Raw genomic sequence first — 12,412 nt, 5'->3', positions numbered from 1 at the left:
TATTGCTATTTCCTAATACATATGTACCGGTCACCAGGGGAGTGTCCCTCAAAATAGGCTACTTTACCAGGAATAAAGGAAACTATAGTTGTCGTAATACTTCCAATAATTTTATCGAGAGCCTCATCAATAGGCATGGTTTGCTCATTAAGTTTCTCGTCAGCAGACGACACATAGCATACGGTTAGTTTGTAAGGTGCAATCGCCTGACGCACAAAATCAATATTGTGCCGCTTATCTCCTTTAGGCAGTTGAATGCAGTAGCGGTCGTCAAGTTCGCGCCATAATGCATCCATGCCTTTGACAGAATTATGACCCAGCCTAATATGTTCTAAGTCATACAGCCATTGCTTTTTATATCGTTTGTCAATAAACGATTCTATAAATGCATGCAGATGCATTGTCATTAAATATTTCAACGCCTACATAGGTATCACCCCAGCGCCTTAATACACACCGCCAAACTTGCGCGCCAGTGCGGAATCGTGAGCCCTAGGGTCTGCTTTATCTTGGTCTTGTCCATGACCGAGTAGGCGGGGCGGGTGGCCTTAGTGGGGTACTCGGCGGTGCGGATGGGCACGGTGCGGGTGGGCAGGCCGGCTAGCTCGAAGATGGCGGTGGCGAAGTCGTACCACGAAGTGAGGCCCTCGTTGCTGTAGTGGTAGAGGCCGTAGGCGGTGCTCTGGCTTTCGATGATGGTGAGCAGGGCGCCGGCCAGGTCGATGGCGTAGCAGGGCGTGCCCACCTGGTCCCAGATGATACGCAGCTCCTCGCGCTCGGCGCCCAGCTTGAGCATGGTTTTCACGAAGTTGCCCGCGTATTGCGAGTACAGCCAGCTGGTGCGCAGCGTAAAATACTTATCGGTGGCGGCGGCTACGGCCTGCTCGCCCTCCAGCTTGGTGAGGCCGTACACCCCTAGGGGCTCGGCGGGGTCGGTTTCGGTCAGGGGCTGGTTGCCGGTGCCGGCAAACACGAAATCGGTCGAAATCTGGAGTAGCACCGCATCGAATTCGGCGCAGAGGCGGGCCAGATTTTCGGCGCCGTCGCGGTTCACCCGGCGGGCTATTTCCACCTCGTCCTCGGCCTTGTCCACGGCCGTGTAGGCGGCGCAGTTGATGGCGTAGGCGGGGTGGTGCTGCGCAAATAGCGCCCGCAGGCCCTCGGGGTTCAGGATATTCGCCTGGGCTTCGGGCGGAAATACCAGGCCCGACAGGTTGCGCTCCTTCGCCACGTGCGCCAGGCACTGCCCTAATTGGCCCGAGGCCCCAAATACCAGTATACTTTGCATCGACTGCTATTTTCTGTCTGTCATTGCGAGCCTGCGAAGCAATCGCACCAGAACGTTATGCTGTTAGACAATCCCTAGGCCGACTGTTCCGGTGCGATTGCTTCGCAGGCTCGCAATGACAGCTGACTTTACCGACGCGAAGTTAGCGGGCGCCTGCCAAGCCGGAACCCGGCGCTACTGCGCGGTGGGCCCTAGCGAGCCGTTCGGCCCGCGCTTGTTCTTTATCGGCTCGAAGCGGCGCTCGCGGGGCTGCTTCTCACTCAGGTACTTCCAGTAGCGGCGGGGCATGTGGCGCTGGTGCAGCTTAAGGTTGCGGCGCTCGGGGATGTTGGCGTGGTCGAAGTAGCTCTGCCAGAGCAGCTTAAACAGGGGCTCGCGCTCGTCGAGCACCGTGGCCGACACCTCGCCGGCCCTAGGGGCGGCGCCAGCCTCGGTCAGCTCAATCACGTCGGTGCGGTGCAGGTCGTAGTAGAGGCCGTAGCGGCGCTTCTTGTCAAATATCAGCCAGCGCTGGTCGGCGTAGCGCTTGGTGAAGTGGCTGGCAATGAGGGGCAGCACGTCGAAGTCGGGCTCGATGCTGGCGTGAAACAGGCCATCCTGCGCCTTCTCAAAGCGCACAAACGCTTCCATGCGGTGCTTCTCGCGAAACAGCTGCTGGGCCAGGCGCTGGCAGCGGCGCACGGTGGCGTCGGCGTAGTTTTCCGAGATGTCGCGCCCGGCGCGCAGGGCCATATCGGCAAAGCGAAAAATGAGCAGCTCGCGCTCCGGGTCCTCGCTCAAAAACACGTGGTAGAGCCGCGCCCGCGCCGCCTCGGGCATAAAGCGTAGCAGGCCCTCCCAGGTGCGGGTGGCCAGCGCCTCCTCGGTTTCGATAGCCACGGCCTGGGCAAACAAACCGCCCTGCACCGCCGCGGCGGGCTGAATGCTGTTGGGGGCCGAGCGCCGCTCATACACCCGAAACAGCACCGTGAGCAGCCCCTCAAACGAGTTGTCGTAGGTGTAGTCGGTGGGCGGCTGGTGCAGCTCGGGGGCGGGCGGGCGCGGCACCACCGGCCCTAGGGCCGTGCTGGCCGGCGCAGCGGGGCGAATAAGGGATTTCATGGGGGTGGGGCCAGCAAGCCAGCCTTTTTCACGTAAAAATCAACGGCTCGCGGCTGGTTGCGCGGCGCCAATCGGTGCTTACCTTCATGCCTCCCACCTAACCCCTTCACCCAATGGCGACTACCGATTTGCTAGCCCCCCTGAAAAACGCCGACCACCGCGAAATGGGCGGCGTGCTGATTGACACCGTGCGCACCGGCAACTCGCGGGTGAAGCGGGTGGTGTACCCAGCCGGCTTCCGCTGGTCGCAGCACCTGAAGCCACTCATTGGCACCGCGCTGTGCCAGCACGCGCACGTGGGCTTTCTGGCGGCGGGCCACCTGCGCATCGAGTACGCCGACGGCGGCGTGGAGGACTACGTGGCCCCGCAGGTGGTGGCCATCGCGCCCGGCCACGACGGCTGGGTGGTGGGCACCGAGCCGGCTGTGCTCATTCAGTTCGACTTTGAGGGCGAAACCGTGGCGCGCCTGGGGCTGACGCGGCCCGCGAAAAGCTAACCTACGCCGCCACGCCCGGCTGCTCTTCGCGGCCCCGGCGGGCATCGCGGGCGGCATCGTGCGCCTGGCGCACCAGCGGCAGCAGCTCCGAGAGGCGGCAGCACATGGCCAAGCGCGGGGCCTTATCGGTGCCCAGGGGGCCTAGGGCCGGGGTGGCAGTAGCAGCGGCAGGGGCCGACGCGTCGGCGGGGGCGCGGTGAGTAATTTTCATGGCGTGAGCGTTAGTAATCAACCTGAAAAGCTGGTTAGCGCACCGTTAGCGTATCCGTGAGGTACGCGTTGTTGGTTGTCAGAAACTGCACGTAGTAGGTGCCGGCCTTGGTAGGCGTAAACTGGTAAGTGGTTTGCGAGGAAGTCGTGGTGGCGTTGCACGAGCAGCCGGTGTAGCTGCCATTCACGCCTACCTGCTGCACGGTGGTGCCATCGGTATTGTTGATGGTATTGGTCACAATATTGCCGAATGTACCGCAGTCATTGCCAATGCTATACACCAGGTTGTAGGTCACGGCCTGGCCCACCGTAGCCGTGCGCGGGCCCGTCGCGGTGGTGATGGGCACCAGAATGGTGGACTGGCACACGGGCTCGCTCACGGCCAGGCAGCCGGGCAGCGCGAGGGTAGCCGTAAGCAAACCAGTCAGCAGCGAAAGTTTCATAGGTGCTACAAGTGAAAGCGTTGAACACAGGCAACGCGGCAGCAGGACTGGCTGGTATGCCCTAGGCCCGCTAGCCGGCCTGGGCAAACAAGTCGAGCTGCTGCGTGACGAGGGCCGAGCGCACGGCCTTGCCCCCAAACAGCACCTGCCGCCGAATCTGCTGCTCGTCCAGCTCGCCCAGGGCGGCCGGGGCCGCGCCGCGGTACGTCATGAAGTGGCGCGCCCGGCGCATGACCACGCCCAGCTGCTTCAGGGTTTCGGCCGTGAGGCTAGCGAAGCGGCGGGCCTGCACGATGCGCTCGACGGAGCGCGCGCCCACGCCCGGAATGCGCAGCAGCAGTGCTCGGTCGGCGGTGTTCACATCCACCGGAAACAGGTGGCGGTTGCGCAACGCCCAGGCCAGCTTGGGGTCAATCTCCAGGTCCAGGTACGGGTGCGCGGGGTCCAGAATCTCGTCGGCCTCGAAGCCGTAAAAGCGCATCAGCCAGTCGGTTTGGTAGAGCCGGTGCTCGCGAATGAGCGGCGGCTGGGTCACCTGCGGCAGGCGCGCATCGTCGGTCACGGGCACGTAGCCCGAGTAGTACACGCGCTTCAGCCCGTAGCCCTGGTAGAGCGAGTCGGAGAGCTTAATAATCTGCAGGTCATTCTCCTGCGAGGCGCCCACGATAAGCTGCGTGCTTTGGCCGGCAGTGGCAAACTGGGGCACTTTCTTAAAAAGCGCCTTTTCCTCCTTGTTTTGAATGATGCCGTCCCGAATCTGGGCCATCGGCGTCAGAATCTCCTGGTAGTTTTTCTCGGGCGCCAGCGTTTGCAAGGCCAGCTCCGAGGGCAGCTCGATGTTCACGCTCAGGCGGTCGGCGTACATCCCGGCCTCGGCAATTAGCTCCTCGCTGGCGCCGGGAATGGTCTTGACGTGGATGTAGCCGTTGAACTTGTGCACGGTGCGCAGCGTGCGCACGATGCGCACCAGCCGCTCCATGGTGTAGTCGGGGCTCGAAAAGATGCCGCTGCTCAAAAACAGACCCTCGATGTAGTTGCGGCGGTAGAAGTTGATGGTCAAGTCCACCACTTCTTCCACCGTAAAGGCGGCGCGCTTCACGTCGTTCGAGCGGCGCGACACGCAGTAGGCGCAGTCGAAGATGCAGTGGTTGGTGAGCAGAATCTTGAGCAAGCTCACGCAGCGTCCGTCCTCGGTGTAGCTGTGGCAGATGCCCATGCCCTCGGCGTTGCCCAGGCCTTTTTGCTCGTTTTTGCGCTTGCCGCCGCTGCTGCTGCACGACACGTCGTACTTGGCGGCGTCGGCTAAGATGCTTAGCTTCTCCTGGATGCGCTCGTTCATGCGGATGAGGACGTAAGTGGGCGTAAATGTAGAATACGCCAAGTGAAAGATAGCCCTTGGTAAGCTAATTTTTTTAGAAAAAGTTTCTTGCCCGCGCAGTTTTATACCTACTACTTGGCTTGACAGGCCGGCGCCGCAGTTGCACCAGCCATTAGCCGCTCGGGGGCCGCGCAGAACCGGCGGGCGGGGGGCACGCAGCTGGTTTTACGCGTCCGGCGCAAGCGCCGCGGCGGGCAGCCCTAGGGCCCGGTTGGTGCCCTAGGCCCGACCTTTGCCGCGGGGCCGCTGCCGGCCTGCCACCCATTTGCTATGCTGCCTTTTTTCAAGAAAGCCGTTTGGCCGCTGCTGCTTGCCCTGGGGCTGGGGGCGCCAGCCGTCGCCCAGGATGCGCCGCCCACGGTGGCGGGCGGCACCAGCTCGCGCGCCATTACCAACCTGCTGTTTGGCCCCGCGGCCAGCCGCCCGGCCGGCCGCGCCCAGGGCCCTAGGGTGGCGCCAGCTACCAGCGCCACGCTGCCCTTCCGGCGCGAGGCGGCCATTACGCGCCGGGCCGAGGCCCTGACGGTGCGGCAAGTGAAGCTGACCAACGAAGCGGCGGGCGAGCAGCTAGGGCAGCTTTTTGCCAGCAAAGACGTGCTGGCGGCCTGGGGCCAGGCCATGCAAGCCTACGGCCTCACCCTCAACAACGTGGCTGATGCCCTGACGGCCAACTGGCTGGTGCTCTACCTCTGCGCTAACGAGGTGACCGCGCCGCCCACCGCCGCCCAAGTGGCCGGCCTGCGCCGCCAGCTGCGCCGCGTGTGCACCCTGCCCAGCCTGGCCGGCCGCCTGCGCACCAGCGCCCAGCGCCAGCAGTTGGCCGACTACCTGCACCTGCAAAGCCTGCTGCTCAACCAGGCCCAGAGCGGCGCCGAAACCACGCAGGATGCGGCCGCCAGCGCCACCCTGGCCCAGCGCGCCCGCCAGGTGGCCCAGCAAAACATGGGCTTCGACCCCACCACCGTGCAGCTGACCGACAAGGGCCTGGTGCGGAAGCAGGCCCCCTAGGGCGCTTACTTTGTTGTTGTGCGCCCGTGTCTTACCTGGTTTAGCTGCTGCCTGGCCTGCCTGCTTTTGCTGGGCAGCCAATTGGCGCGGGCCCAGGAGTTTTCGCCCCGCCTGGCCGTGCCACCCGACTCGCTGCACGCGGCCGAGGCCGAGCTGGCGCTGCCCACCGACTCGCTGAGTCGGCGCTTCGATGAGGACCGGCTGCGCCTGACGCTGGAGCGCTACGCCCGGCGCAAAACCATTGCGGGGCGCGCCATTAGCGCTTTTTTTCGCCTTACCAAGCCCCAGCAGGAAGACCACGGCCTCGACGCGGTGCTGCTGAACCGGCAGTTCGACCAGCACAACTTCAAGATTGTGCGCCGCGTCACCATCCGGCCCTTCGACGCCTTTGGCTACAGCCTCAACGACTCGCTGCGCCAGCCGCGCACCCTAGTGGAGCGCGGGGGCAACGTGCTGCACATTCGCACGGCGCGCTCGCGCATTCGGCAGTTGCTGCTGTTTCGGATGGGGCAGCCGCTGCAGCCCCAGGCCCTGGCCGAAAGCGAGCGTCTGCTGCGCCAAACCGACGAGATACTCGACGCCCGCGTGCTGGTGAACGAGGCCACCGCCACCCGCGACAGCGTGGACATTCTGGTGCTCACTACCGACGTGTTCAGCATCACGGGCGGCTACGACCTGCGCCGCGCTACCGAGGCCGTGGTGACCCTAGGCGACCAGAACTTCCTGGGCCTCGGGCACCAGTTCGACAACCGCTACCAGTACGGCCGCGGCTTGCCCCAAACCTGGGGCTACGAGGGCACTTACCGCCTGCCGTTTCGCAACTTCGTGTACGGCAACGGCTACTACTTCAACGAGTGGGAGTCGCACTCGGGCGGGGCAGCCCTGCGACGCGACTTTTACTCGCCCAGCGCCCGCTGGGCTGGGGCGCTGGCCTTCGACGCCTTCAACCTGCGCCTGGTGCTGCCCCGCGACGCGCCGGTGCCCGAGGGCCAGATGCCTAATTTCCAGATTCGCTCCTACAACAGCCAGAGTTTGTGGGTGGGCCGGGCCCTGCGCCTGCGCTCCTACGACCTGGGCTACGAAAACCCCGGCCGCCTCATCATCGCCGCCAGCGTGCTGCACGAGAAGCACTTCAACAACCCCAGCAACACCCCCGACGACCGCACCAAAACCCAGTACCTGGGGGCGGTGGGCTACTCGGTGCGCCGCTACTACAAGGACAAGTACCTCTTCGGCTTTGGCCGCACCGAGGACGTGCCCACCGGCACGCTGCTCAGCTTCACGAGCGGCTACGAGGCCAACCCCGTGGGCCCGCGCCTCTACGCCAACGTGGGCATTTCGGCCGCCGGCTACTCCGAGCGCCAGGGCTACCTGTACGTGGGTACCAGCTTCGGCACCTACCGCCGCCTAAGCGACGGCGGCTGGGAGCAGGGGCTGCTAGGGGCGCAGGTGCTGTACTTCACGCGGCGCTACCGCCTGGGTAGCTACCAAAGCCGGCACCTGCTGAATGCCCGCGCGGTGGCGGGCTTCAACCGCTACCCGGCCGAGGTGCTGCTCAACGGTATTGGCGGGGCAAGCGGGCTGGTGCGCGGCTTCCGGCCCGAAGGCCAGCAGCTGGCTACCAGCCGCTTCACGGCCAGCTACGAAGGCACCGTGTACACGCCGCTGTCGCTGGCGGGCTTCCGCATGGCGGTGCTGGCCTTTGCCGACGTGGCCTTTCTCAACCAAACCATCGGGGGCGGCTCGCCCTTCGGCACCGGCGCGCCCTACTCGGGCTTTGGCATCGGCTTCCGGTTTCGCAACGAGCTGACGGCGCTGCGTACTTTCCAGGTGCTGCTGGGCTTCTACCCTAGGGGCCAAATCACTCCCAACGGCGTGCGCCTCTTCGAAACCGCCCGCGACTCGTACCAGTTTGCCGATTTCAGCTTTGGGCAGCCCAGCGTGGTGCAGTACTCCTACCAGTAGCCAGGGGGACCCTAGGGCCGGCCAAACCCGAAACCGGCCAACCCAAGCCAACGAGGCGGCTACCGCCTGGCTTACGCCCAGTCGCGGTGGCGCTGGCGGCGCTACCGGGTAGCTTCGGGGATTTCTGTGCTCATAGCGGCGTGCAAGCTCGCCAGCAGCTCCGGCAGGAATTGGCGCACTTCGTGGATGCGCACATCCACGTAATGCAGGTTTTTCTTCTTGTAGGTCGCCCAGTGCTCTACGGATTCTGCTTGCGTACCAGAAAGCGCGTCGCTGGAGCTGGCGTTGTACGCGTAAAATAGCTGGTTGATAGTGTACCTGTAGCTACCGTCCTTGGCCTGAATAGCAAGCACCATGGAGTAAGTGGTGCCGTAGGGCAAGTGCACGGCGCCCCGGCAGCTGTACGTACCCGCTGCGCCGTCAAACATCTGCGGCGCTCGTTCACTATCCATAAACGAGGAGGTGGCCCAGGCTTTCGCACGCAAGCAAAGCTGCTCTTTGGTGGCACCCGTTGCCCGCACCACGTCCGTGTAAGTTACTAAGTGCGTGGTAGCATCAATCGGCAAATCGGCATACTTAAAGCGCTCCGCCTCTTGGGCAAGCGCAGTAGATACAACAAGGGCCAGCAGCCCGGCGAGGAGGAGAGGAAGCTTCATGCCTGCCAAATTACAGCCGGGGCCCGCACGCCTACCAAGCGGTTATACCAAGCGGTGGCCGGCAGGCAAAAGCAGCGCGCCGAGCGGCTACTGAAACGTGATGGGCAGCGTGCAAGCCGTGCGCACGGCTTGGCCATTGTGGCGGCCGGGCTGCCAGGGGGGCATAAACCACACCAGGCGCTGGGCTTCCTCGTTGAGACCGTAGCCTAGGCCCTTGAGCACGGCCACGTCGGAGATGCGGCCTTCGGCACTCACCACGAAACGCACGTACACGCTGCCTTTGGCGTGCAGGTAGCGGGCCTGCTCGGGGTAGCGCAAGTTTTTGGCCAGAAACGCTTGCAGCGCGGGCAGTCCCCCCGTGAACTGCGGCAGTACGTCGGGGTTGACAAATACCGAGTCGGGGCTGAAGGTGGCCTTGGCCAAGCGGCCGGGCGCGGGCGCATCGGCCGTGAGGGTAGCCAGGGGAGGCGTGCGCTGGGCGAAAGCGGAGCCGGAAAGTAACAAGCCAGCTACCAGCAAAAAGTACAATTTTTTCATAGTAACAGCAAGTGATTGATAAAACGGATAATAATGCGTTAATTCCTTTTATCAAAGCTAAAATGATTACGGTTAGTTTCCTATCTGCGGATTGCCAAAAATCCAATATTCTTATAAAAGAACAATTCATCCTTTCTTTTATTATTTTAAGCTCCACTATTCGGGCACCACTCCAAGCGCCCCCCCTAGGCCGGCTGGCGCCTGGCTACTACCTTCATCCCCTCATCTGCTTTACCCCCGAATGCTTCAGCTTGGCGACTTCAACGATTTAGAGATTGCCCGCGAGGTCAGCATCGGCCTCTACCTCACCAGCGACGACGGCGACTTGCTGCTGCCCGAGAAGTACCGCCCGGTGGGCGCGCACGTGGGCGACGTGATTCGGGTGTTCGTATACCGCGACTCGGAGGACCGCCTCATTGCCACCACGTTGGAGCCGCTAGCGGTGGTCGATAGCTTTGCCGCCCTCACGGTGCGCGACCTGGGTTCGGCCGGCGCTTTCCTGGACTGGGGCCTGGAGAAGGACCTGCTGCTGCCCTACCGCAACCAGCCCCGCGAGGTGCGCCCCGGCGAGCGGGTGCTGGTGTACGTGTACCTCGACGAGGCCAGCGACCGGCTGGTGGCTTCGGGCAAGTGGCGCCAGTTTCTGAGCCCCGCGCCTTTCGTGGGTGAGCCCGGCGACGCTGTGCAGATAATGGTGGCCGAAGAAACACCCCTAGGGTACAATGTGGTGGTAAACGGCACGCACCTGGGCCTGCTCTACAGCAACGAGATTTTTCGGCCGCTGCGGCTGGGCGAGCTGCTGCCCGGCCACCTGCGCCAGGTGCGCCCCGACGGCAAGCTCGATGTGCGCCTGGGCCAGGCCGGCTACGACGAGGTAGAAACCGCCGCCAACCTAGTGCTGGCCGCCCTGCGCGAGCGCCCCAACGGCACGCTGCCCCTGGGCGACAAAAGCCTGGCCGACGACGTGTACCGCCGCCTGGGCATCAGCAAGAAGACGTTTAAAAAAGCCCTGGGCGCGCTCTACAAACGAGGCCTGGTAGCGCTGGGCCCAGTCGAAACCCGGCTCGTGGAGGGCGAGTAGCCCCTAGGGCCTCGTGGCTAGCGCGGGCGCACCCACGGCGTAAGCGTTCCGACGCTTCTATTTTCATTTCTTGATAATCAGATTTATACGTGCTTAAACTTGCAAGTACGTTATAAAACGTATTCTTACGTTTAAAGACTGATAGATACGTTATACTTTTACGACATGGAGGAACTCACCAAAACGGAAGAGCCCATCATGCAGGTGCTGTGGAAGCTGAAGCAGGCCTTCGTGAAGGACATTATCGAACACTTGCCCGACAACCCCAAGCCGCCCTACAACACGGTATCGTCGGTGGTGCGCATTCTGGAGCGGAAGGGCTACCTGGGCTTCCGGGCCTACGGCAAAACGTATGAGTATTTCCCGCTCATTAGCAAGGCGCAATATCGCGCCGGCACGCTTAAGCGGCTACTCACGCGCTACTTCGACAACTCGCCGGCGGCGCTGGTGTCGTACATGGTGGAGGAAACCCTGAGCCCTAAGGACATTGCGCAGCTGCGTAAGCTGCTGGACGACGAGCCCACCACGCCGGGCCATGACTAGCGCCTGGCTGCTGTACTTGGCGGCCGCCACGGGCTGCCAGCTGGCATTTGCGCTGCTGTACTGGCTGGCGCTGGCGCCCTTACGTACCTTCGGCTGGAACCGCGCCTACCTGCTGGGCGCGCTGGGACTGAGTACCTTACTGCCGCTGCTGGCCCCACCCGCTACCTGGCTGCCGGGGCTCGCGGCCCCCACGGCCGCGGGCCTGGCCACGCTGCCGGCCTGGTCGCTGGCGGTGGCGCACCCGGCCGCGGGTCTAGCCAGTACGGCAGCCCCACCACTGGCGCTGCCGTGGCTGCCGCTGGTGCTGGCCAGCTACTGGCTGGGGGTGGCCTGGCAGGCGGGGCGCACGGTGCGCGGCCTGGTGGCGCTGCGCCGCCTGGCCCGGCGCTACCCGCGCACCCGGCTGGGTCGGGGCTGGCTGGTGCAGTTGCCTGCGCCGGGCCAGCCGGCTTTTTCGTTTGGCAACTGCGTGTTTTTATCGCCTCAGCACGCCCAGCTCAGCGCCGCCGAGTACGCGCAGCTGCTGCGGCACGAGCAGGCGCACGGCGCGCAGTACCATTCGCTCGATTTGTTGCTGGCCGAGGCCCTAGGGTGGTTTTTTTGGTTCAACGGCGTGGTAGGTTACCTGCGGCGGCAGTTGCGCACGGTGCACGAGTACCTGGCTGATGCCGCCGCCGCGCCCCCTACCGGCCCGCGCGCCGCCTACGGCCACCTGCTGCTGAAGCTGGCCGCCGCCCCGCCGCTGGGCACGCTCGTGCATTCCTTTGCCAACCAGCAGGTAGCCCAACGCCTGCTTATGCTGACCTCACCCCCTACCCCTCGCCTGAAAAAGCTGCGTTTCTTGCTCGTGCTGCCCGTAGGCACCGCCGCCTGGCTAGGCGCCGCGGCCCTAGGCCCCCGGCCGGCGGTAGCAGCCCAGCCGAGGGCGGCCGCCGTCAGCACGCCTACGGTGGCAACGGCGGCCGGCCGCATCGGCACCATCACCTGGGTGGGCAATACCTTTCTGACCACGGCGCAGCTCAACGAGGCCCTAGGGCTGAAGCCGGGCGATGCGTACGACGCCCAAACGCTGGAACGCAGGCTGCAAGGTGCCGTTGATGGCAGCGGTCAGGGCACCGACGTTACCTCGCGCTACATGGACCACGGCTACCTGTTTTTTCAGCTTGACCCCGTGGCCACGCCCCAGCCCGATGGCACCACCAACCTGCTTTTCAAGATTACCGAGGGGCCCACGGCGCGCTTAAATATGATTTCGACCAAGGGTAATCACCGGGTGCCCACCGCCACCATTGTGCAGCTAACCGGGCTGCGCAGCGGTGAGCTATTTAGCCGCGCCAAGCTGATTGCGGCGCAGCGTAGCCTGGCCGCCAGCGGCCTGTTCGTGCCCACCGAAATCCGCATCAACCCGCAGCCCGTTTCCGATAAGGGCTTGGTAAATATGGAGTTCGCTGTGACGGAAAAATAGCCGAAACCAGCTTTTTGCCGCGTTGTGCCATTTTTTTTACGGTAGCCGCAGTGGCTTTTTGCTAAATGCGTCGTTCCTTTGCCCCGCAAACGCACCCAACCCATGTCAACCCGCGCCTTCGCTTCGCAACTCTGGTGGTGGCACTCTCCCTTACTTCAAGGCTGAGCAAAAAGGCATATCCGGTTGGTGCAAACCCCTCCTGAAATTTCCAAAGCCCGTTGCTCGCCGCAATGGGCTTTT

General features: G+C 63.6%; 14 protein-coding genes. 6 read left to right on the top strand and 8 right to left on the bottom strand.

Annotated features, from left to right (window positions below):
• Nucleotides 1-5: 5 nt before the first annotated feature.
• The 3 genes from HHL22_RS14635 to HHL22_RS14625 all read right to left on the bottom strand — a co-directional run bounded on the left by HHL22_RS14635 (nucleotide 6) and on the right by HHL22_RS14625 (nucleotide 2,389).
• Complete coding sequence (locus HHL22_RS14635; RefSeq protein ID WP_169532087.1) at nucleotides 6-407, bottom strand: hypothetical protein; 402 nt, start codon at nucleotides 405-407, stop codon at nucleotides 6-8.
• Between the two features lie 26 nt (nucleotides 408-433).
• Nucleotides 434-1,288, bottom strand: coding sequence for a dTDP-4-dehydrorhamnose reductase (rfbD, locus tag HHL22_RS14630; RefSeq protein ID WP_169532086.1), 855 nt, complete (start codon nucleotides 1,286-1,288; stop codon nucleotides 434-436).
• Between the two features lie 174 nt (nucleotides 1,289-1,462).
• Nucleotides 1,463-2,389 (bottom strand): TIGR03915 family putative DNA repair protein, encoded by a 927-nt coding sequence (locus HHL22_RS14625; RefSeq protein WP_169532085.1) that lies wholly within the window; start codon nucleotides 2,387-2,389, stop codon nucleotides 1,463-1,465.
• A 113-nt stretch (nucleotides 2,390-2,502) separates the two neighbouring features.
• On the opposite strand from HHL22_RS14625, the gene HHL22_RS14620 reads away from it, so the two are divergent.
• A complete protein-coding gene (locus tag HHL22_RS14620; RefSeq protein WP_169532084.1) occupies nucleotides 2,503-2,886 on the top strand; it encodes a cupin domain-containing protein in 384 nt (127 codons plus the stop codon).
• Between the two features lies 1 nt (nucleotide 2,887).
• On the opposite strand, the gene HHL22_RS14615 is transcribed toward HHL22_RS14620, so the two are convergent.
• From HHL22_RS14615 to HHL22_RS14605, 3 genes are all read right to left on the bottom strand, one after another.
• Nucleotides 2,888-3,097, bottom strand: a complete 210-nt coding sequence (locus HHL22_RS14615) for a hypothetical protein (RefSeq protein WP_169532083.1) — start codon at nucleotides 3,095-3,097, stop codon at nucleotides 2,888-2,890.
• Between the two features lie 34 nt (nucleotides 3,098-3,131).
• On the bottom strand, nucleotides 3,132-3,539 hold the full coding sequence (locus tag HHL22_RS14610; protein WP_169532082.1) for a hypothetical protein: 408 nt from the start codon (nucleotides 3,537-3,539) through the stop codon (nucleotides 3,132-3,134).
• A 70-nt stretch (nucleotides 3,540-3,609) separates the two neighbouring features.
• A complete protein-coding gene (locus tag HHL22_RS14605) occupies nucleotides 3,610-4,878 on the bottom strand; it encodes a putative DNA modification/repair radical SAM protein (protein ID WP_169532468.1) in 1,269 nt (422 codons plus the stop codon).
• A 309-nt stretch (nucleotides 4,879-5,187) separates the two neighbouring features.
• Here HHL22_RS14605 and HHL22_RS14600 point away from each other — a divergent pair, with 309 nt between their 5' ends.
• Together HHL22_RS14600 and HHL22_RS14595 are read left to right on the top strand one after the other, a co-directional pair.
• Nucleotides 5,188-5,925, top strand: coding sequence for a hypothetical protein (locus tag HHL22_RS14600; protein ID WP_169532081.1), 738 nt, complete (start codon nucleotides 5,188-5,190; stop codon nucleotides 5,923-5,925).
• 18 nt (nucleotides 5,926-5,943) lie between these two features.
• The gene (locus HHL22_RS14595) at nucleotides 5,944-7,890 is read left to right on the top strand and encodes a BamA/TamA family outer membrane protein (protein WP_169532080.1); all 1,947 of its coding nucleotides are present in this window, start codon (nucleotides 5,944-5,946) and stop codon (nucleotides 7,888-7,890) included.
• 101 nt (nucleotides 7,891-7,991) lie between these two features.
• On the opposite strand, the gene HHL22_RS14590 is transcribed toward HHL22_RS14595, so the two are convergent.
• Both HHL22_RS14590 and HHL22_RS14585 read right to left on the bottom strand, forming a co-directional pair.
• Nucleotides 7,992-8,546, bottom strand: coding sequence for a DUF4468 domain-containing protein (locus tag HHL22_RS14590; RefSeq protein ID WP_169532079.1), 555 nt, complete (start codon nucleotides 8,544-8,546; stop codon nucleotides 7,992-7,994).
• An 87-nt stretch (nucleotides 8,547-8,633) separates the two neighbouring features.
• Nucleotides 8,634-9,083 carry an energy transducer TonB gene (locus tag HHL22_RS14585; RefSeq protein ID WP_169532078.1) on the bottom strand — a complete coding sequence of 150 codons (450 nt, stop codon included), beginning with the start codon at nucleotides 9,081-9,083 and terminating at the stop codon, nucleotides 8,634-8,636.
• A gap of 241 nt (nucleotides 9,084-9,324) precedes the next feature.
• On the opposite strand from HHL22_RS14585, the gene HHL22_RS14580 reads away from it, so the two are divergent.
• From HHL22_RS14580 to HHL22_RS14570, 3 genes are all read left to right on the top strand, one after another.
• A complete protein-coding gene (locus tag HHL22_RS14580) occupies nucleotides 9,325-10,164 on the top strand; it encodes a CvfB family protein (protein WP_169532077.1) in 840 nt (279 codons plus the stop codon).
• A 165-nt stretch (nucleotides 10,165-10,329) separates the two neighbouring features.
• The gene (locus tag HHL22_RS14575) at nucleotides 10,330-10,707 is read left to right on the top strand and encodes a BlaI/MecI/CopY family transcriptional regulator (RefSeq protein ID WP_169532076.1); all 378 of its coding nucleotides are present in this window, start codon (nucleotides 10,330-10,332) and stop codon (nucleotides 10,705-10,707) included.
• Nucleotides 10,700-12,172, top strand: coding sequence for a M56 family metallopeptidase (locus tag HHL22_RS14570; protein ID WP_169532075.1), 1,473 nt, complete (start codon nucleotides 10,700-10,702; stop codon nucleotides 12,170-12,172). The genes HHL22_RS14575 and HHL22_RS14570 overlap by 8 nt, the downstream gene beginning before the upstream one ends.
• The last annotated feature ends 240 nt before the right edge of the window (nucleotides 12,173-12,412 follow it).

The organism is Hymenobacter polaris, from assembly GCF_012927305.1.
Classification (GTDB): Bacteria; Bacteroidota; Bacteroidia; order Cytophagales; family Hymenobacteraceae; genus Hymenobacter; species Hymenobacter polaris.
The sequence above is the reverse complement of the archived record's forward strand: the minus strand, read 5'-3'. Positions and strand labels throughout refer to the sequence as shown.

What these genes read in the sequence shown, in the direction of transcription:
- HHL22_RS14635 (WP_169532087.1), bottom strand. Translation starts at nt 407, where the DNA reads ATGACAATGCATCTGCATGCATTTATAGAATCGTTTATTGACAAACGA.
- rfbD (WP_169532086.1), bottom strand. Translation starts at nt 1,288, where the DNA reads ATGCAAAGTATACTGGTATTTGGGGCCTCGGGCCAATTAGGGCAGTGC.
- HHL22_RS14625 (WP_169532085.1), bottom strand. Translation starts at nt 2,389, where the DNA reads ATGAAATCCCTTATTCGCCCCGCTGCGCCGGCCAGCACGGCCCTAGGG.
- HHL22_RS14620 (WP_169532084.1), top strand. Translation starts at nt 2,503, where the DNA reads ATGGCGACTACCGATTTGCTAGCCCCCCTGAAAAACGCCGACCACCGC.
- HHL22_RS14615 (WP_169532083.1), bottom strand. Translation starts at nt 3,097, where the DNA reads ATGAAAATTACTCACCGCGCCCCCGCCGACGCGTCGGCCCCTGCCGCT.
- HHL22_RS14610 (WP_169532082.1), bottom strand. Translation starts at nt 3,539, where the DNA reads ATGAAACTTTCGCTGCTGACTGGTTTGCTTACGGCTACCCTCGCGCTG.
- HHL22_RS14605 (WP_169532468.1), bottom strand. Translation starts at nt 4,878, where the DNA reads ATGAACGAGCGCATCCAGGAGAAGCTAAGCATCTTAGCCGACGCCGCC.
- HHL22_RS14600 (WP_169532081.1), top strand. Translation starts at nt 5,188, where the DNA reads ATGCTGCCTTTTTTCAAGAAAGCCGTTTGGCCGCTGCTGCTTGCCCTG.
- HHL22_RS14590 (WP_169532079.1), bottom strand. Translation starts at nt 8,546, where the DNA reads ATGAAGCTTCCTCTCCTCCTCGCCGGGCTGCTGGCCCTTGTTGTATCT.
- HHL22_RS14585 (WP_169532078.1), bottom strand. Translation starts at nt 9,083, where the DNA reads ATGAAAAAATTGTACTTTTTGCTGGTAGCTGGCTTGTTACTTTCCGGC.
- HHL22_RS14580 (WP_169532077.1), top strand. Translation starts at nt 9,325, where the DNA reads ATGCTTCAGCTTGGCGACTTCAACGATTTAGAGATTGCCCGCGAGGTC.
- HHL22_RS14575 (WP_169532076.1), top strand. Translation starts at nt 10,330, where the DNA reads ATGGAGGAACTCACCAAAACGGAAGAGCCCATCATGCAGGTGCTGTGG.
- HHL22_RS14570 (WP_169532075.1), top strand. Translation starts at nt 10,700, where the DNA reads ATGACTAGCGCCTGGCTGCTGTACTTGGCGGCCGCCACGGGCTGCCAG.